This is a genomic window from Neisseria zoodegmatis (assembly GCF_900187305.1).
GTDB classification, from domain to species: domain Bacteria; phylum Pseudomonadota; class Gammaproteobacteria; order Burkholderiales; family Neisseriaceae; genus Neisseria; species Neisseria zoodegmatis.
Map to the genome: position 1 here is coordinate 2,404,949 of NZ_LT906434.1, position 19,614 is coordinate 2,424,562.

A 19,614-nucleotide genomic window follows, 5' to 3' on the forward strand; every position below is an offset into this window, starting at 1 on the left:
ACGGCCTTCTTCATCGTTATCGAATCAGTCAAACGAAATATGTAATCTCAATTAATTCCGTTCTGCGGCAATCGAACCATCCACCTCGATTTCCACGCGGCGGTTGGCTTGCAGGCAGCTGATGAGTGCTTCGCGGTTGCTGTTTTCCGCACATTGCTTCACCGGCTCGGTTTCGCCTGCGCCGGAAGCATGCACCACTTTGGCGGTCACGCCGTTTTTAATCAGATATTGGCGCACAGTTTCGGCGCGGCGGGCGGATAAAGCCAGATTGTAATCGTCGGCACCCAAGTAATCGGTGTGCCCTACTACGCGCACGCTGCGCAACTGGGCTTTTTTCAGCTTCTTCACCAGTTTGTCCAACTCGGCACGGCCTTCAGGCTGCATATTGTCCAAATCGCTTTTGTCGAAAGCAAACAGCGCATCCGTCGATACGGTGTAGCGGGTGGAGGACGTTTTTTTGCCTACACCGCCGGCCTGATACGGGCAGACGGCGTTTTCAGGGTCAACCGCTTTCCAATGGAAGCTGCGGGCGTATTTGTGTTTATCGTAAAGGATTTTGAACTGGCAGGTCGTTATCCCGTCGGTGCCTTGGCCGGGTGTGTGGAAGTGAAACACATAATCCCACTCGCGCACGCCGAACATGCCTTCGTTGAAATGCGGCCGACCCAACAGCTTGTAAAACTGGTCTTTGGTCATGCCGGGGTTGATTTGCGCCAGCTCGTCGGCAGTCGGGAACGTACCTTTGTTGTGCTTAAACGACGGAGAAACTTTTTCCACCGCGGGGAAAACGGGGTTGTCGGTTGTGCCGTCTTTGCTCACGCGGCTTTTGGTTGCGCATGCGGATAATGCGGCAGCCATCATCAGGCACGCGCCTGCTTGAAACATTGTTTTTACTTTCATGTCGATTTCCTTGTTGTTTCAGACGGCCTCTTGTTATCGAGGCCGTCTGAAAACCTGATTACCACTGATAGCCTACACCTGCGGTTGCACCGTAGTGACCGCGCGAATTGCCGGTGGCCGTGCCTTTGATGACCCAGTTGCCGTTGTCGGAAATGCTAGAGAAACCTACGGCATAGCCGCTCTCGCCTTTATAGGTGCCGCCTGCAACCGCCATCATGCTCTTGCCGGGCAGATAGGCTTGAGGCAGACCGGCCACTGCCATGGCGGCAGCCGTACCGGCATTCGATTGCGCTTCAACGTCTTCAATGCGTTGGTTGAGGTAGTTGCCTACGTTCACCACTTGATTGCCGACTTGGTTGATGGCTTCGTTGGTGTGATGCAGCTGGCTGCCGTTGATGGCATCGGTGGAAGTGGGCGATACCACACCGGCGGCAACATTCTGAATCTGGCGGGTTTGGCCTTCGGTGCCGACGCTTACCACGCCGACAACGTCTTTCACGCCGGCCACATTGGCGTCATTCGCACCTGCGTAGGTGTAGTGGCCGCCTGAAGCCGTGGTGTGGATGGCCGTTGCAGAAGCGTGGTCGCCCAGATACACGGAGTTGACCAAAGTAGCCTTGATGTTGCTGCCCAATGCGTAGGCGTTGTCGGCCGACACGGTATTGTTGTTACCTACCGAGTAGGCGCTGTTGCCGGTTACCACGGTCGGGTCGCCGATTGCGCCGGAGTTTTTACCGCGGACCACGTTGCCGGTACCGATGGCAATGGTGTTTTCTGCCAAAGCCTGCGAACCCGTACCCATGGCAACGGCGCGTAAACCGGTGGCCATTGTGCGTTGCTCGTAGCTTACGGAGCCGTCGGCACCTTTCACTTCAACCAGCTCGGCACCTGCGGTTTTGGCTTCGGTTTTGTAGGTATTACCCATTGCCAGCGCACCGTCGCCGCGTGCAGATGATTGGTAACCGATTGCGGTTGAATAAGCACCTGAAGCGCTGGAGTCTTGTTGGTTGCTGCCTTGGGCTACCGGTTTCACTTCACCGTCGTTGGTGTGGAAGAACTTGATACCTTGTTCGTTCATTTTACCTACCGCCTGAATCACGTCGTTGGTCACATAAGTGTTTTGGCCTGACACGTTGTACGTTACCAGCGTGTATTGGTTGCCGCCTTTATCGGTAGAAACCGCTACTTTTTGGTTGGTCTCAACAGTTGTCGTTTGCGTACCGTCGGGGTTGGTCACCACAGTAGTTACCGTGCCTGCGGGCGCGGTGTTGCCGGTGCTGTCTGTTGCGGCGGGTGCGTCTTTCATGTTGATCGACGTATTGTTGCCGCCCAATACTTGGTAAGCCTGATACAGCTGGCTGCCGTTGACCGCTTCTTTGCTGGTGGCGGAAATTTCGCCGTCAGCTACGTTGGTCAGTTTTTTGCCTGCGGCATCCAAACCGCCTACGGTCAGGCTCGGGCCGTTGGCAATGCTGATGCCGTTGCCGTCAACCGTGGTATTGCCGCCTACGGCTACGCTGTCCACCTTCAGATCTTTGGCGGTGGAAACTTTGTAGGTCGTGCTGCCGTCGGGATTGGCGGCGTTCTCTACCACAATATTGTCGCCTTGCACCACGGCCACTTTGCTGACGGTAACTGCGCGGTTAACCGCTTTAATCGCATCGTTCAGATTGTTTGCACCCGTGCCGCCGATATTGGTCATGCTGATGCCGCCGTCGGTGGTAACGCTCGCATCACCGCCGAACAGATTGGCTACGGATGCCGCAGTATGGTGCAGTTGGCTGCCGTTCACAGCATCGGTGCTGTCGGCGGTGATGCTGCCTTTGCCGACATTGGCCACTTTTTTACCGTTGGCATTGATGCCTTGAGCAGTCAGGTAAGTATTGCCGCCAACGCTTACGCCTTTGCTGTCGAGCACGACTTCGTTGGCGCCTTTGCCTGAAATAACGCTGTTGAAGTTCACGTCGTCGGCAGTAGTCAGGGTGTAGGTGGTGCTGCCGTCGGTGTTGGCTTCTTCTTTCACGGTCAGGTTGCCTTGTGCGGCCACTTTATTGCTGGAAGCGGCTTTTACTGCATCAAGCTGGGCTTTGTTGACGGCATCGGTAGCCTGCTCGCCCGCTTTCACGCCGGTGATGCGCTTGCCGCCGGCATCAATGCCTGCGTAAGTAATGTTCACTTCTCCTGCTTTGAGGCCGTCTGAAGTCAGGGCTACGTTGCCGCCCACAGACACACCGGCGTTGTTCACAACGGTTTTGCCGGTCGTAACGCTGCCGTTTTCGCCCAAGTTCACTTTTTCAGCCAATTGGATAGCCAAGCTGTTGTCTTCGGTGCTGCCGGTTACGCCGATGTTGTTGTCGGTTAATGCTCCGGTGGCGCCGCCTTTTACTTTCAGCTCGGAATCAAGGTTGCGGATCACTCGCACATTTTGGTTGTCGCCGACAAAAGTCAAAGGCTTGCCGATTTCGGCATTGAGCAACTCCAGCGCGTCGCCGACGTTATTCACGGTTTCGCGGCCGCCGTTGTTGCGGACAATGTTGTACACAGGGTCTTTGATGCTGCCGTCGGCACTCACTTCCGCGCCGCCGCCCAAGGCTTTTACGGCGTTTTTCAGCTGGCCGATGTTCGCCGCATCGTTGTTTTTCTTACCGTCTGCGATGTTGCCGATAATGGTCGGCACGGCAGTTTGCGGGTCGAGCGGGTTCAGAGACGAAATCGTGATGTCTTTTTCGGTGTATCTCGTGTCGTCCTTCACTTTGACAAAGTATTCTTTGCCTTGATCATCCACTTGGCGTGCCAGTATTTCTCCTTTTGAATTCACATAAGAGAACGGCGAGTTGGCCTGTACCAATGATTGATGGGTAATGGTTTGGTTGTCCAACGCGCGCTGCAGCTGAGAAACGTTAACCGCATCTCCGGCTTCAGAGCCATCTTTCACATTGGTGATTTTCTCGCCGCCGGCATCCAAGCCTTGCGCTTTCAGACGGCCTTTGAATACAGGCGCATCTGCGAGCAGGATTTGGATATTGCCGGTGCTGTCGGCCACGGTGCGGACATTGGTGTCGGAAGCCGCTGCGGCATTGTCCAACCCGCCTTTAATCGTAGTGCGCTCGCCCAAGCGGCGGTTGAAGTTGCCGCTGTTGCCGGCGAAGTCCAAACCGCGGTTTAGGGCGGCGGTGTTGTCGGCAACCTTTTTATCCACGGCGAAGAGCTGGTCGCCCGTTACTGCTTCTTGGCTGCCTTCGGCCACAGAGCCGTTCGCCAAGCCGGTAATCACATTGCCGCCGTTGTTCAAGCCGGCAGAAGTGAGGCTGACTTTTTTGTCGCTGGCCGGGTTGCTGACTTGGAGGCCGTCTGAAGTCAGCGCCACATTGTCGGCAACGGCCACGCCGTTCTCGTCCACTTTGGTTGCGCCGGTTTGTACGGCTTCCACTTTCAGGGTTTTGGCCAAGTCGAAGCTTACGCGGTCTTCTGCGTCTGCTTTGGCAACGAGGATGTTGCCGTCGGTGTTGCGCAGGTCAACGGTTTCGCCGGGCTGTACGTTGCTGCTGTTTTTGCCTTGGGCGGTGAGGTTCCAACCGGTGTTGGCGGTGTTTTTCACAGCTGCGATGGCGTCGCTGATGGTGCTTTCGCCCGTGCCGCCGATATCACCGTTGGCATAGCTGCCGGTGGCCGGGTTGTAAACGGTATTGCCGCCGACCAGAGTTTCCACGCCTTTACCTTGGGCATACAGTTGGCCGCCGTTGACGGCTTCTTTGCTGCCTTCAGCCACATTGCCGGATTCGATACCGGTGATCTTGCCGCCGTCGTTCACGGTTACTTTGCCGAATTTCGGGCTTTCGGCCAGCTCGATGGTCATCGTGCCGTTTTCTACTTTGGTGCGGATGTTGTGATCGCCTGCTTGGGCGTCGTCAGCCAACGAGCCTTTAATCGCCAGCGTTTCATCCAGCTTGCGCTCAACCGTGCCGGTGTTGCCCGCAAAGCGGATAGGCTTGCGGATTTCGGTGCCGATATGGTCGATTGCGCCTTGGATGGTGTTGACTGCGGGATAAGTGCTGCCGTCGGTGCGCGGTACGGTAAAGGCCGGTGCGCCGAAATTGCCGCTTGCCGCGTCGAAAGCCATACCCAAAGCCGAAGCCAGAGGGGTCAGCTGCGATACGTTAACGGCATCGTTGCTATTTTTACCTGCGGCGATATTGATGATGGCGTTTCCACCGTTGTTGAGGCCGTCTGAATTCAACACAACAGGGGCTTTGCCGTTTTTCGCATTGCCGATGGTGAGGCCGTCTGAAGTCAAGGCAGCGGTTTCGCCGACTTTCACACCGGCATTGTTCACCACGGTGTCTCCGGTGGTGACGCTGTTTGCGGTCACTTCATCAGCCAAGTCGAAGGTAACTTTGTCGCTGTCGGCCGCTTTGCTGATGACGATGTTTTTATCGGCGCTTACCAAATCAACGGTTTCTCCGGCACCTACGTTGCTGCTGTTGTTGCCTTCGGCCGTCAGGTTCCAACCCGCACCGGCGGTATTGCGTACCGATTCGATGGCTTCGTGGATGTTGCTCTTGCCTGTGCCGCCGATGTTGGTATTGGCATAAGTACCGTCTGCGGGGTTGTAAACGGTCGAGCCGCCCAACACTTTCTCAATGCCTTTGCCTTGGGCATGCAGCTGGCCGCCGTTAACGGCGTCTTTGCTGTCGGCTGCCACTTCACCGGCCGCGACATTACGGATAACGGTATCGGCGGCATCCAAGCCGTTTTTGGTTACGCTCGGGCCGTCTTTGACAGTAAGGCCGTCTGAAGACAACACGCTATCGCCTGCGGTAACGCTTTGGATAGTCAGGTTTTCAGCCAGATTGAAGGTTACGTCATGGCTGTCGGCTGTTTTGCTGATCACGATGTTTTTATCGGTGTTTTTCAAATCAACCGATTGCTCGGGCGCAACTTTGCTCAGGCCGATGCCGTTGGCAGTCAAGCCCCAGCCGGCGTTCATTCTGGTTTCCACCGCATCGAGCTGCGATTTGTTCACCGCATCGGTTGCCGCTTCGCCATTGGCCACGCCGGTAATGCGGGCATTGCGGGCATCGAAGCCGTTGGCCGTGACTTTGCCTGCGAAGGTCGGCGCATCGGCAAACTGGATTTCGACTTTGCCGTCGGTTACAACGGTGCGGACATTGGCGGCAGATGAAGTGCCGTCAACCAAACCGCCTTCGATTGCCAGTTTGGAACCCAGCGTTTGATCCGAGCCGCCATTCACGACTTTGCTTGATCCGTTGTTGGTATTGCCGCTGATGGTAATCGGGTCTTTCAACACATCGTTCAGATGGCCTAATGCCTCGCTGACGGTATTAACGGTGCCTGCGGTTGTGCCGTTGGCACGGGTGATGGTGTAAACGGGTTTGACCGTCTCGCCTTGCTCATTGAGGCTGCCGCCCAAAGCAGTCAACACGTCTTTCAACTGCGCCGTATTAACGGCGTCGGTATCTTGAATACCTTTCGCTACATTGGTTACGCGGGTGGCGACGGTGGTTTGCAGGTTGGTCGGGCTTAATGCGCTCACAACGATATCGTTGCCGTCATAGCGGGTTGTGCCGTCTTCCGCTTTCACGAAATAAGGTTGGCCTTGCGGATCCACCTTACGGATCAACTTGTCTCCGGCCGCATTGATATAGGCGAAAGGCGAATCGGCTTCTACCAAAGACTGGTTTTCAACGGTGATGTCTTTCATGGCTTGTTTCAGCTGATCGACGTTAACCGCATCGGTTCCCAGCGCACCTTGCGCCACGCCGGTAATCTGCTGGCCGCCCGCATCCAAACCTTGTGCTTTAACCTTGCCTTTAAACACCGGATTGTCGGCCAATTTGATCGTAATCGCGCCGTTGCCGTCGTTTTCAGTTACCAGATTGTCGGCCGATGCCGCGCCTGCATAATTGCCCGCTTTGATGCTGAGGGTAGAACCCAACTTGCGGGTGCTGTCCGCACCTTTATCAGCGGCGAAAGTCAACGGCTTTTCAATTTCTTGATTGAGGCTGTTGAGTGCGTCCTGAACCGTATGTACGGCAGGTTTAGCCGTACCTTCTGTGGTTCTCAGGGTGTAGCTCGGCTGGGTATAGCTGTCGGTAGCCGCATCATAAGTGCCGCCCAAAGCCGCCATATTGCCTTTAGCGATGTTGTCGCTGTCTTTCAATTGCGACATATTCACCGCATCATCATCGGCTTGGCCTGCCGCCACTTTGGTAATCTTCTTACCTGCGGCATCTACTCCGGCTTTGGTCACGCTCGGGCCGCCTTCGATGGTGAGGCCGTCTGAATTCAATCGGCTGCTGCCGGTTCTCAAAGAAGTCAGGGAAACATCCGGATTCAACTCAACTTGAAGACCGTTTGTATTGGCAGTAGTTGTGATGTTGGCATCGCCGCTAATGGTGAAGCTCTCGTCCAATTTCTTCACAGATGAAGAGCCGCCTTTACCGTCGGCCAGTTTCAAACCTTTGCTGTCCACGGCATCTTTGGCCGCCGCGCCTTTGCGGATGTCTTCTTTGGCGGTATCGGTCAGATCAACGGTGTACAGAGTAATGTCGTCGGCACCTTTATTGCCGGCAACAACAGACACACTGCCCGCACCTTGTACCGTGGTTTTTTCGGCATGAACGGTATAAGTGGTGTGGTTGCCTTGAACGCTGTTGGTTACACGGGTGTTGTTGCCTTCAACAACAGAAGAAGTTTTCTCTGCATCGTTAATGGCTTTGGCCACATCGGCTGCCGTCGCGAATACGTCGCCGGTTTGCTCGGCGCTAACCGTGCCGTCGGCAACCGTGAAGCCGGTTTTGTTTACGGAGAATTTAACGGTAGATGAATTTTCAGCCGTGGTTTCCACAACCGCAGTCGTGCCTTCGCCGTTAGCAAAGTCCACCACATCGTTGTGCTTAACCAGATCTTTTTGTTGGGTATTGTTGCGCAGATTCCAGCCACCGTCGGCAACTTTGTCCAACTGGCGTTTGGTTACCGCATCACTGTCACTTTGGCCGTCGGCAATATTGCGGATGACATTGCCGCCGTTGTCGAGGCCGTCTGAAGACAGGCGCACAGCGTTGCTGCCGGCAGGCGCAGCCGGAGTAATGGTAATGCCGTCATCCGCTACTTTGGTTTTGCCGGTTGTGATGCTGCCGTCGGTGCCCAAATCCAATGTTTTGGCAAGCTCGATAGAAATCGTACCGTTATCGGCGGTTGTGCTGATGTTGGTATCGGCACCTTTCACAGCAACGGTCTCCCCCAATTCGCGCTTGAACTCAGTACCTTTATCGCCTTGGAAATTCAAGCCTTCGGCAATCTTGGCGGCATTGCTCTCAATAGCTGTCGTATTCTGCTCAATTTTCTCGGCGTTTTCAGCAGCCTTAGTAGCAGCTTCTTCGGATTTGGCTTTATTGGCTGCAATCTGAAGGGTATTGGTTTGAATCGAGGCTGCATTGTCGGCAGACTTGGCTTTATTGGCTTCGATCTGATTTTTCACTTCATCTGCCAACTTGAAGGTTACGCTGCCATTCGCGGCTTCGGTAACGATTTCACCATCTTTGCCGTTGAACTGAATGCGTTCGCTTAATGCGCTAGTGCCTTGAGTACCATTATTACCACCATATTGGAAGTTCAAATTGGTACCGTCAGTTTTTGCCAATACAGACGTATCTACCGATAAATCATATACATTGGCACCGCCTTCTTCAGTTTTCACAATCTTAACGGTGTTGTTTGCAGATTTAACTTGGGTGCGTCCTCCATCAACATATGCCTTGTTTGCCGCATGGTCGTCAGCAGTAGGGGTAGCAACACCTACAATCACTTTATTACCTGAATTGATACCGGCATTGTCGATACGGACACCATCAACAGCAACGCTGTTGAACACTACATCATCTTTGGTAGCTACGCTTACTTTGCCACCTGTTTGTGTCAACTTGATGTTTTTACCCGCATCAAGGGTAAGCTTTTGACCATTTTGCAATTTTTCAGGTGTTACAGTAGCAGCCTCACCTTCTGAAGCTGACGTCTCCACTTGAATGCCTGCTGCTTTCAATTGAGCTACGTTAACAGCATCGGTATCTTGAGTACCGGCTGCCACTCCGGTAATTTGGCGGGTGACACCTCCTGCCGTATCACCTACTGATACCGCAGCACGGCTTGATGTCCACGTAGTATTATTTTTATCTGCCACAACTCCCAATACGTCAACACCTGCAACATTAGCGTTCACTTCGGTTTTACTCAGATAACCAATAGCTACACCACCAGCAAGATTGGCATTGGCCTGACGACCTAAAGCAACCGCCTGTTCTGCAGAAGCCACAGATGAAGTACCTACCGCAACAGCATCGCCGGCAGAAGCATTGGCAGAATTACCTACCGCTAATGCACTTTGGCCGCCTGAAGCACGGCTTGCGGCACCCAAAGCAAGGCTGCGGTAAGCAGATGCCTGCGCATCATAGCCAAACGCACCCGCTCCTCCTTCGGTCGCACGTGAATAAGCACCAACGGCAGCGGCAGAATCAACGGTAGCATGCGAACCGTCACCGATTGCCACCGTTGATTTGCCTTTGGCATGTGAATCCTGTCCACCTGCAAAAGAATTTTGGCCTGATGCTTCAGATGCTTGACCTATGGCTGTTGCATTCAAACCGTTTGCGGTACTCGAAGCCCCTACTGCAACCGAACCACCCCCCGCTGCCGCCACTTGAGCCTGATGACCGATAACAACAGCATTGGCAGCAGCAACAACAGCATCTTTACCCACTGCAACAGTATTAGCTGCCTGTGCACGCGTACCATGCCCCAAAGCTAAAGACGACAAGCCCGTAGCTTGGGTTCCTATGGATCCCACCGCCACAGCATAATGAGCGGTAGCTTGGGTATTGGATGCCGTATTCTGTGAAGAACCGATAGCGATGGAAGAGGTTCCACTGGCTTTAGCAGCATAACCTTGCGCTATCGAATAATTTCCACTTGCTTCCGAGCTGGCACCGATAGAGGTTGAAATCAAACCGAGTGCTTTCGATCGGGCCCCGACGCTTACCGCGGAACTCTTATATGCTACCGCTCTATCACCAATAGCAACCGTATTACTTGCATCGACTTTATCTTTGGCAGCAATCCCGTCTATGGGCGACAATGCAGTCGGAGAGTTTGCGTAAGTACCTATAACTACATTGAAATTACCTTTCGACTTTGAGGAAGCATCCGTGCCCAAGGCAGTATTATTGTTGGGAGCATCTGCTTCTCGCAATGCACCATCCCCAATAGCAATATTGCGCCCTTCCTCTGCCACATTAACCACACCTTTACCCGCACGGCGACCGATAGAAATATCCCAATCAGCAGTAGCTTTAGCTTCTTGCCCAATAGCAATGGCTTGGTTATCTAAGGCTTCGGCACGGTCGCCCAAGGCAACGGAAGATCCTCCGTTGGATTTACTTTGATTACCGATAGCTACGGTAGCGTCCGAAAGTGTTTGTGCGTTTGTACCGATAGCAACAGTGTGGAGGGTGCGTACCGCTCCGGCGACGTGGTTGCTCGCCTGCTTGCCGATAGCGATATTGCCTTCACCGAGAGTGTTTTGACCTGCCTGATAGCCCATTGCTACGTTGAATGTGCCGTTTACGCCTTTACCTGCATCCCAACCGACAGCTACATGGCCTTCATTACTGATTGCGTTGCGACCTGCTTCCGTACCGATAAACACGGTATTGTTGCCTACCGCACCGGTTACGGTAGCTTCATTGTTGCCCGCATTCGTACCAATAGAAACACCACCCGCTCCGCGTGCAGAAGCTTTATTACCTACAGCCACGCCGTTGTCTTTAAGGGTATTGCTGTTGTTACCCACGGCCACAGTACTGCCGCCCGCCGCCCTGCTGGTCGCGCCCACGGCCAAACCTGCCGTGCCTACGGCTTCCGCACCTTTACCTACGGCAATCGTGCCTGTAGAAGTGATGGCGCGCGCACCCGTACCCACAGCAATCGCATCTTCAGCCGTAGCACTTGCATCTACGCCCGCAGCAATGGCCTTGGCGGCAGTTGCGCCGTTATTGTTGTAGTTGCCTTTGGTGTGCGGGTCGGCAACGCCTGCTGTGCTTACGCTGTAAAAATGGGTTTTTTCGCCTTGCAGCGCGGTTACGCTTCTATCCACTTGAGTGAGCTTGTCGGCCACCGCATAAAGCTGGCTGCCGTTGATACCGTCCGTACTGGTAGCACTTACCACGCCCGGGGCTACGTTACGGAGCTGGCGTTCAAAACCTGCCGTACCAAACGAAACTTGGTCTCCGGCTTTCAAATTGGTTCCGCCGTTGAAACTGAATGTGATACCGTTAATTTCAACATTACGTGGCGCAGCGGCATTGCCTTCCGTGGTGGATCCTGCACCGATTGCCACGGCATTCTCTTTATCGGCATGGGAACCCACACCCAAGGCAAGGGAAACATCACCTTGTGCATAGGCACGCGGACCAAATGCCGTTGCCAATTTGCCTGCACGCGTAGATACCCCTACGGCCACTCCACCATCTTCAGATGTCGTTCTCGGATATCGATTTCTACTCTCTACCAAAGGATTTCCTGTAAGCTGCTGATATTTATCTCTTAAATCTTGAGGCATAACGGTTAAGTCATCACCACCGATGGCTATCGAAGATTTGCCTTTTGCATCAGTATCCGCACCTAATGCAACAGACTGCGCCCCAAGAGCTTTGGCATTTGAGCCAATCGCTATCGACTGATGGTAGTTAGCAGAAGTATTTACACCACAGGTCAAATTGTTATTTGTCTCATTTCCTGTATTGGTTTCTGCATTACATGTTATCGGCGCAGCATTTACCACCCCGCTCAACCCGAATGCCATACCCAGCATAAACGGTATGGTGCGCAACGTAGAGATTAAATATCCCGGCCTTTCTGCTTTTGCTTGTGAGCCGCTTACCGGCTTCCCCTTCGCCTTCTCAATTTCCGAAACGGCAACCCACGCACCTAATGCGTCATTCCAAATACTGCGATAGCTTTTATTCATCATTTTTCCTTTAGGTTATGCTGCCTGACCGACTTCCGACTGCAGCGCTGACATTTTCCCGAGAATCAAAGTGACATTTCTTGTCACTTATCATCAAAATATGAATATTCAATCCATACCTAAATTTATAGTCGTATAGATTATAAAAATTCTGTTTACTATATGAAACAGCTTCTTATCTGAATATCATTGGCAAAAAATAATACTTCTCAACACTAATTAATTTAAACACACATTAATCATGCAATTTCCGTGCCAATTAAAACGATTTAAATAGTTATTTTTGGAACTATTTTTTAAATTAATAGCCCTTTCAAATCCAATACAAACATCTAAAGAAACAGCCACATAACCATTCCCCCAATACTCATAAACTTTTCCAAACGTGGATTCCGCCCCACCCCAAAGCCCCATCCACAGCACAGGCCGTCTGAAAACACTTTTTCAGACGGCCTGTTGATATGGGATAATCGGTTTGTTTTCCGTTAATGAGGCTTAACGCTGTTTTCAGACGGCCTCTTTCCACCTGTTTACACTCATTCTCAAGGATCATTCATGGTTGATATCCGCCGGGCTTTGAATCTTTATCTGGTTGCCGGCACGCAAGACTGCAATCATCTCAGCAATACGCCCGAACGCAATTTGCTGGGCGTACTCGAGCAAGCTTTGCAGCACGGCATCACTTGTTATCAGTTGCGTGAAAAAGGTGCCGGTTCACTGCAAGACAAGCAGCGCATCCTTCAGCTTGCCGAAGAATGCCGCGATTTGTGTCGGCAATATGAAGTGCCGTTTTTTATTGACGACGATATTCAGATGGCCTTAGCAGTCGGGGCAGACGGCGTTCATTTAGGGCAATCCGACATGCCCGTAGCCGAAGCGGCTGCCCTGTGCGAAGGCAGGCTGTTGATCGGGTTGTCGCACAACACTTTGGCGGAAATCGAAGCCAGCCGACACAATGCCGCTTTAGACTACTGCGCCATCGGCCCTATTTTTCCGACGCAATCAAAAGAAAAACCCAACCCTACCGTGGGCATCGAGCGCATCCGCCAAATCCGCGCTCTGGACTTCGACCGGCCTTTGGTGGCCATCGGCGGCATTACGGCTGGCACGGCTGCGGAAGTGCGTGCGGCGGGAGCGGACGGCATTGCGGTTATCTCCGCCATCACACGTGCGGGCAATGTGGGGCAGGCAGTCAAAGACTTGCTGGCTTAACTTATCTATCTCTTTTTTCAGACGGCCTCTCATCCCCGATGCTATATAATGCCGTCTGAAAAACTTTTTTTAGCGACATCATGCACATTGATTTTGATCACGCTGTTTTGGCCATTGATACCAGCACATCGTTTTTATCGCTGGCTTTGCGCACAAACGGCCGCACTTTTACCCGCCATATAGAAGCCGGCAACAAGCAGTCCGAGCTGATTTTGCCGCTGATCGGTGAATTGTTCGCGGAAGCAGGCATCACGGCGGCCGACTTGGCAGCCATCGTTTACGCGCAAGGCCCGGGCGCGTTTACCGGCCTGCGCATCGGCACCGGCGTGGCTCAAGGCTTGGCCGCACCCTTCGATACGCCGCTTATCGGCGTTCCCTGTTTGGATGCCGTGGCTTTCCAAATCAGCGCACCTTGCGTGCTGGCCGCTACGGATGCCCGTATGGGTGAAGTGTTTTATGCGTGGTTCGACACCGCAAACGCCCGTCGCTTGAGCGATTATCAGGTCGGCAAAGCGGCTGAAATTACCGTTCCGGAAAATGCCGCTCCGCAAGGCATCGGTAACGCGTTTTCGCTGGAAGATAAGCCGCCCTTCAACGGCTCGCCCGACATGCCGACAGCCGAAACTTATCTGAACTTGGCCGCAAGCGGGCGCTATCCCGCCACCGATGCCGCACGCGCCGAACTGCTATATGTGCGCGACAAAATCGCCTTAACCGCCAAAGAGCAGGCCGAACGCAAAGGCGGCAAAGTATGATCCGCGATGCCGTTGCCGAAGATTGCGGCGCACTGGCCGAGCTAGACAAGCAATGCAACCCCGCGCCATGGTCGGCACAACAATTTCAGACGGCCTTAAACAGCCGTTTCGATACGGTAAAGGTATTGGAACACCGAGCCGCCACCGCCGGTTTTGCCGTTTGGCAGACAATATGCGGCAAATCCGAGCTGCACCTGATCGGCGTAGATCCCGCCGCGCGCCGCAACGGGCTGGCTTCGCAATTGATGAACGCTTGGTTTCAGACGGCCTCGTCCGAACCGGTAGAACGATGGTTTTTAGAAGTGCGCGCGTCCAACCATGCCGCCCGCGCTTTGTATGAAAAATACGGCTTTCGTGAATACGGCCGCCGCAAAGATTACTACCCGCTGCCAAACGGCGGGCGTGAAGACGCTGTTTTGATGGAGAAAAAATGTTAAGCAGCCGTTATCTGCATTTGCACGAAGCATTAGGCTTGGGGCCTATGTGGCTGAAACAGAGCGCCAAAGTGCTGCCTGCTCAGGCCGCCACTGCTGCGCCCTCTTCGCCTGCGCCAGCCGCTGCACCTGCCGACAAGCCCGTTGCAACGCGTGCTTCTGCCGATGCCCGCTTAAGCGCAATGGCCGCCGTCAACACAGCCCGTTCCGTTTCAGACGGCATCGAAGCTTCTGCCCAAAGGCCGTCTGAAAAAAGCCTGCCGACGCCTGCCGACGCCGAGCCGTCAACACAGCCCGCTCCCACCGTTGCCCCCGTTATCACCGCCGACATCCAACCCGCGCGCGTGATGGTGGTCAGCATCTGCCCCGCCCTCGAAGACAGCGCGGCCGGGCAGTTGTTTAGCGGCGATGCAGGCGTTCTGCTCGACAATATGCTCGCCGCCATCAACCTCAAACCCACCGACGCCCACAAAACCGCTTGGGTAAAAACCGCTGCCGTTTTCACGCCCACGCCCTCCGCCGAACAAATAGCCGACGCCCTGCCGCAACTTCAAGCCGAGCTTGCCGCCGCGCAAGCCCAATCGGTGCTGTTTTTGGGGCAAATTTTCGAGCAGCCCCACCATGCCGACATCATCCGCGGATTATGCGGAAACACCCCGCATTTCATCATCCCGCATCCCGCCCGCCTGTTGCGTCAACCGCAGCTCAAAAGAAACGCGTGGACGGAGCTGAAAAAACTCAAGCAAATCTTGTCCGGCTAACGCCCATCCACCGTATTCACACCAAAACGCCTGAACCGTCAGGCGTTTTTCATATCCCATAGGTTTGCGCTTGCTTATTAAATAGTTGAGGCCGTCTGAAAAACAAAATCCCACGGCACAAATTCAACAAGCCGACATCATGCCCGGCCATCGTGTCTAACACATTGTTTCGCTATATAATCCCTTATGTTGTTTGAAAAAACACCCTAAACACCCGGATTCAGGAGCCACCATGCACAGCCAGCCGCCTTCCACCCTGTTTTCCTTAAACCACCTGATTGTTGTCGGCGCCAGCGAACGCCGCCACAGCTTGGGCGAGCGTTTGCTGACCTCGCTGCTGCGTACGCCTTTCAATGGCCAAATCACGCCCGTTAACCTGCGCCACAAAACTGTCGGCGGCTTAAAAGCCTACACCAACATCGGGCGCATACCCGAATCCGCCGATGCCGTTTTGGCGACCACCCCGCCCGAAAGCTACGAAGCCATACTCAAAGCCTGCCGCAAGCAAAGCATCCCCTACGCGGTGTTGATACAAGATTGGGAAAACCAGCCCGAAGACGCGCCCGACAAAACCAAAGCCGTCGTATCAAAAGCCCGCAAGATGAACGTACAGGCCATCGTGTGCCACCCCGGCGGCATTCACATTCCCGCGCTCGGCTTAAACGCCGGCATCGGCCGCGACGCCCCCGCAGGCAATATCGGTTTAATCAGCGGCCACCCCACAGAAAGCGCCGAAGCCATATCCTTCGTCAAACAAGCAGGCTTGGGCATTTCCTGCCACATCGGCCTGCATTTCCCGCTCAGCCCCACCTCGTCCGCCGACGTCATGGCACTCTTGAGCAACGACCCCAACACCCACATCATCGTCAGCGCCTACAACCGACACGAACACCCGCGCACCCTGTTCAGCATCATCCGCCGCACCGCCCGCCGCAAACCCGTGATTCTGTGGGTTTCATCGTATGCCGACCAAGAAGAGCAAGCCATCCTCAAAGCCCTTGCCCTGCGTACCGGCGCCATCGTCGCCTTTTCCAGCGAAGAACTGGCCGCAGCCTTGCACACCCTATCCGCCCGCAAAAAAACCGCCCGCAAGCTGCACCTGATTTCCGGCGAACCCTGCGGACGCCTGCAAAGAGAAGCCGAAACACTCGGCATCCGCCTGCAACTACCCACCGAAAGCCAAAGGCCGTCTGAAAATCCATACGGCTATATCGGCTCAAACCCCACACCCACGCATTACCGCGCACTCGTTGAAAGCCTCCTCCACCATCACCAAACCGAGGCACTGCTCGCCGTCGTTGCGGGCACAGACCCTTATGCCGAAGACACCACGCGCATTTTGAGCCATCTGCAAAAACAGTCCGACAAACCACTTTATATCGTCAGCCCCTTTTCAGACGGCCTCCTCCGCTTCGCCCACGCCTCACAAGCATTGGAAGACTTCCGTTTTCAAGCCGACCATGCCGACTTCGCAGCAAAACTGCTCCAAACCGCCAAGCCGCTGCCCGCATACGTCAAAACACCCGACGCACAAGCCGCCGCACGAATAACCGACCAGCCCCAACAGCTCGCCGAAGCCCTGTTTTTGCCCGAATACGGCAGCGCCGAAGCCCCCGTACTCGCCACGCTCTCATTCAGACGGCATCCCCATTACGGCGCCGTCCTCTATACCGAAACACACGGCCAAACCCACGCCTACCTCCCGCCATTCAGCACCTTAGATGCCGAACGGCTCATCCAACAAGCCGACCTCAAACGCCACCAAAAAACCGTGCACCAACTTTTACACAGCCTGAACACCGTTTCAGACGGCCTGCCGCACATTCGCAAGATAACCGTAACCATCAGCGCCAACAACGCCGGCACAGAAATCACACTCGGAGAAACCGAGCAACCCGCAGCCAATGTCCAAGCCCTCTACCCCGCCAAACCCGCGCATATCTTTACCTTAAGAAACGGCCAAACCGCACACATCAGAGTGCTTCGTCCAGAAGACGCCGAAGCCAAACAAGAATTTGTGCGCCAACTATCCGATCACAGCCGTTACACACGCTACATGGCCCACCTCAAAGAGCTTACCCCCATCATGCTTGCCCAAGCCTGCAACCTCGATTACCACTACGAAGCCGCCGTCGTCGCCGAAGCAGAAGACGGCACTTGGCTGGGCGTATCCCGCTTCAGCAGCACCGGCATCCCCGAACGGTGCGAATTCGGCATCAGCATCGCCGAAACCGCGCAAGGACAAGGGCTGGCCGTACACTTGATGGAACAAATCCTGCAACTCGCCAAACAGCAAGGCTATCAAGAAATGAGCGCCGAAATCCTCAACACCAATCCCGCCATGCAGAAACTCGCAGAGAAACTCGGCTTCAGCGCACACCCCTCGCCTCACGACAACCGACTTACCGAAGTCATATACAACCTCAATCCCGAAGAAGATACGCCGGTAAACAACATCAAGCGCAATTTAAAACAACAAATACTTGCACTAAGATCGTAATTTATTCTAAAATTAGCGGTTTTCTATACATCCGATTTTTATCAAAGGAACCACTCATGGTAGTTATCCGTTTAGCCCGCAGCGGCTCAAAACACCGCCCGTTCTACAACGTAGTAGTAACCGACTCACGCAACCGCCGCGACGGTCGTTTCATTGAGCGCGTAGGCTTCTACAACCCCGTTGCCAACGAAAAACAAGAACGCGTACGCCTGAATGCCGACCGTCTGAACCACTGGATCAGCCAAGGCGCACAAGTAAGCGACGCCGTTGCCAAACTGGTTAAAGAGCAAAAAGCTGCTGCTTAATCCAAGACACATACTGCCATGACCGACACTCATCAAAGGGTAGCCATGGGCTACATCAAAGGCGTATTCGGCATCAAAGGCTGGCTCAAAATCGCCGCCGACACCGAATACACCGACAGCCTGCTGGACTACCCCGAGTGGCAGCTTGTCAAAGACGGTCAATCCCTGAACGTAACCCTTGAAGCCGGCAAAGTCGTCAACGGCGAACTTCAGGTAAAATTTGAAGGAATCAACGATCGCGACCAAGCGTTTGCTTTACGCGGTTACACCATCGAAATCCCCCGTTCGGAATTTGCTCCAGCAGAGGAAGACGAATACTACTGGGCCGATTTAGTGGGCATGACTGTCACCAACACAGAAAACATGACGTTGGGCACAGTAAAAAACCTGATGGAAACCGGCGCACACGACGTGTTGGTAGTAGATGGAGAATACGGACAAAAGCTGATCCCCTTCGTCTCCCAATTTATCGTCAACGTCGATACCGAAAAAAAAATCATCACCGCCGACTGGGGTCAAGATTACTAATGCTGATTCAAGCCATTACCCTCTTTCCGGAAATGTTTGACAGCATTACCCGATACGGGGTAACCGGGCGGGCATTGAAACAAAACCTGTGGCAGTTTAGCGCCATCAATCCCCGACGTTTTGCCGACAACAAACTCGGCTATATCGACGACCGCCCCTTCGGAGGCGGTCCCGGCATGATTATGATGGCACCGCCTTTGCAGGCCGCCATCGAAGAAGCCAAACAAAACCAACATTCCGGCAGCGGCAGAGTAATCTATCTCAGCCCCCAAGGAACACCGCTGACTCATTCAAAAGTTACAGAGTTAGCCACGCTGGACAACCTCATTCTGCTATGCGGCCGTTACGAAGGCATAGACGAACGACTATTACAAACCAGCGTAGACGAAGAAATCAGCATCGGAGATTTTGTCGTTTCCGGAGGCGAATTACCCGCCATGATGTTGATGGATGCCGTATTAAGATTGATACCCGGTGTACTGGGCGATGCACAGTCCGCACAACAAGATTCGTTTTCAGACGGCCTCTTGGATTGCCCCCACTACACCAAACCCATAGAATTTCAGGGCATGGCAGTTCCCGAAGTATTACGCACGGGAAACCACGGCCTGATAGCGGAATGGCGGTTAAAAGAATCGCTGCGCCGCACCTTAGAGCGCCGCCCCGACTTACTGGCCAAGCGCAGTTTAATCCCAAAGGAGTCCCGCCTCTTGGAAGCAATCAAACAAGAGCAACAGGATATCCAATCATAATTTAGGAAATAAACAAATGAACCTGATTCAACAATTAGAGCAAGAAGAAATTGCTCGTTTGAACAAAAACATCCCGGAATTCTCCCCCGGTGACACTGTTGTCGTATCCGTACGCGTAGTAGAAGGCAACCGCAGCCGTCTGCAAGCTTACGAAGGCGTTGTTATCGCACGCCGTAACCGCGGTTTGAACAGCAACTTCATCGTACGCAAAATTTCAAGCGGCGAAGGCGTTGAGCGCACTTTCCAACTGTACTCTCCCAATGTAGAAAAAATCGAAGTTAAACGCCGTGGTGACGTACGTCGTGCCAAACTGTACTACCTGCGCGGCCTCACCGGTAAAGCTGCACGCATTAAAGAAAAATTACCTGCCCGCAAAGGTTAATTTTTCACGAATCCAAAACCCGCTATTTACAGCGGGTTTTTTTA

11 protein-coding genes are annotated in these 19,614 nt (G+C 53.8%); 9 read left to right on the forward strand and 2 right to left on the reverse strand.

Annotated features, from left to right (window positions below):
* Positions 1-51 precede the first annotated feature (51 nt).
* Together CKV66_RS11340 and CKV66_RS11345 are read right to left on the reverse strand one after the other, a co-directional pair.
* Entirely contained in the window at positions 52-900 is an 849-nt protein-coding gene (locus tag CKV66_RS11340) for an OmpA family protein (RefSeq protein ID WP_085364372.1), read from the reverse strand.
* Between the two features lie 58 nt (positions 901-958).
* Entirely contained in the window at positions 959-11,944 is a 10,986-nt protein-coding gene (locus CKV66_RS11345) for a YadA-like family protein (protein ID WP_085364371.1), read from the reverse strand.
* A 552-nt stretch (positions 11,945-12,496) separates the two neighbouring features.
* Between CKV66_RS11345 and thiE the strand changes: the two genes are divergently transcribed.
* From thiE to rplS, 9 genes are all read left to right on the forward strand, one after another.
* Complete coding sequence (gene thiE / locus CKV66_RS11355; RefSeq protein WP_085364369.1) at positions 12,497-13,153, forward strand: thiamine phosphate synthase; 657 nt, start codon at positions 12,497-12,499, stop codon at positions 13,151-13,153.
* 80 nt (positions 13,154-13,233) lie between these two features.
* Complete coding sequence (gene tsaB / locus CKV66_RS11360; RefSeq protein WP_085364368.1) at positions 13,234-13,908, forward strand: tRNA (adenosine(37)-N6)-threonylcarbamoyltransferase complex dimerization subunit type 1 TsaB; 675 nt, start codon at positions 13,234-13,236, stop codon at positions 13,906-13,908.
* Positions 13,905-14,345 (forward strand): ribosomal protein S18-alanine N-acetyltransferase, encoded by a 441-nt coding sequence (rimI, locus tag CKV66_RS11365; RefSeq protein ID WP_085364367.1) that lies wholly within the window; start codon positions 13,905-13,907, stop codon positions 14,343-14,345. The genes tsaB and rimI overlap by 4 nt, the downstream gene beginning before the upstream one ends.
* Positions 14,339-15,103 carry a uracil-DNA glycosylase family protein gene (locus CKV66_RS11370; protein WP_085364366.1) on the forward strand — a complete coding sequence of 255 codons (765 nt, stop codon included), beginning with the start codon at positions 14,339-14,341 and terminating at the stop codon, positions 15,101-15,103. The genes rimI and CKV66_RS11370 overlap by 7 nt, the downstream gene beginning before the upstream one ends.
* Before the next feature lie 232 nt (positions 15,104-15,335).
* Entirely contained in the window at positions 15,336-17,603 is a 2,268-nt protein-coding gene (locus tag CKV66_RS11375) for a bifunctional acetate--CoA ligase family protein/GNAT family N-acetyltransferase (protein WP_085364365.1), read from the forward strand.
* Positions 17,604-17,659: 56 nt separating this feature from the next.
* A complete protein-coding gene (rpsP, locus tag CKV66_RS11380) occupies positions 17,660-17,908 on the forward strand; it encodes a 30S ribosomal protein S16 (protein ID WP_085364364.1) in 249 nt (82 codons plus the stop codon).
* An 18-nt stretch (positions 17,909-17,926) separates the two neighbouring features.
* On the forward strand, positions 17,927-18,436 hold the full coding sequence (gene rimM, locus CKV66_RS11385) for a ribosome maturation factor RimM (protein ID WP_085364363.1): 510 nt from the start codon (positions 17,927-17,929) through the stop codon (positions 18,434-18,436).
* Positions 18,436-19,188: a tRNA (guanosine(37)-N1)-methyltransferase TrmD gene (trmD, locus tag CKV66_RS11390; RefSeq protein ID WP_085364362.1), complete on the forward strand. Its 753-nt coding sequence runs from the start codon at positions 18,436-18,438 to the stop codon at positions 19,186-19,188. Before rimM ends, trmD begins: the two co-directional genes overlap by 1 nt.
* A 16-nt stretch (positions 19,189-19,204) precedes the next feature.
* Positions 19,205-19,570 carry a 50S ribosomal protein L19 gene (gene rplS / locus CKV66_RS11395; protein ID WP_085364361.1) on the forward strand — a complete coding sequence of 122 codons (366 nt, stop codon included), beginning with the start codon at positions 19,205-19,207 and terminating at the stop codon, positions 19,568-19,570.
* The last annotated feature ends 44 nt before the right edge of the window (positions 19,571-19,614 follow it).

Coding starts and splice junctions, on each gene's coding strand:
- CKV66_RS11340 (WP_085364372.1), bottom strand. CDS start 900: ATGAAAGTAAAAACAATGTTTCAAGCAGGCGCGTGCCTGATGATGGCT.
- CKV66_RS11345 (WP_085364371.1), bottom strand. CDS start 11,944: ATGATGAATAAAAGCTATCGCAGTATTTGGAATGACGCATTAGGTGCG.
- thiE (WP_085364369.1), top strand. CDS start 12,497: ATGGTTGATATCCGCCGGGCTTTGAATCTTTATCTGGTTGCCGGCACG.
- tsaB (WP_085364368.1), top strand. CDS start 13,234: ATGCACATTGATTTTGATCACGCTGTTTTGGCCATTGATACCAGCACA.
- rimI (WP_085364367.1), top strand. CDS start 13,905: ATGATCCGCGATGCCGTTGCCGAAGATTGCGGCGCACTGGCCGAGCTA.
- CKV66_RS11370 (WP_085364366.1), top strand. CDS start 14,339: ATGTTAAGCAGCCGTTATCTGCATTTGCACGAAGCATTAGGCTTGGGG.
- CKV66_RS11375 (WP_085364365.1), top strand. CDS start 15,336: ATGCACAGCCAGCCGCCTTCCACCCTGTTTTCCTTAAACCACCTGATT.
- rpsP (WP_085364364.1), top strand. CDS start 17,660: ATGGTAGTTATCCGTTTAGCCCGCAGCGGCTCAAAACACCGCCCGTTC.
- rimM (WP_085364363.1), top strand. CDS start 17,927: ATGACCGACACTCATCAAAGGGTAGCCATGGGCTACATCAAAGGCGTA.
- trmD (WP_085364362.1), top strand. CDS start 18,436: ATGCTGATTCAAGCCATTACCCTCTTTCCGGAAATGTTTGACAGCATT.
- rplS (WP_085364361.1), top strand. CDS start 19,205: ATGAACCTGATTCAACAATTAGAGCAAGAAGAAATTGCTCGTTTGAAC.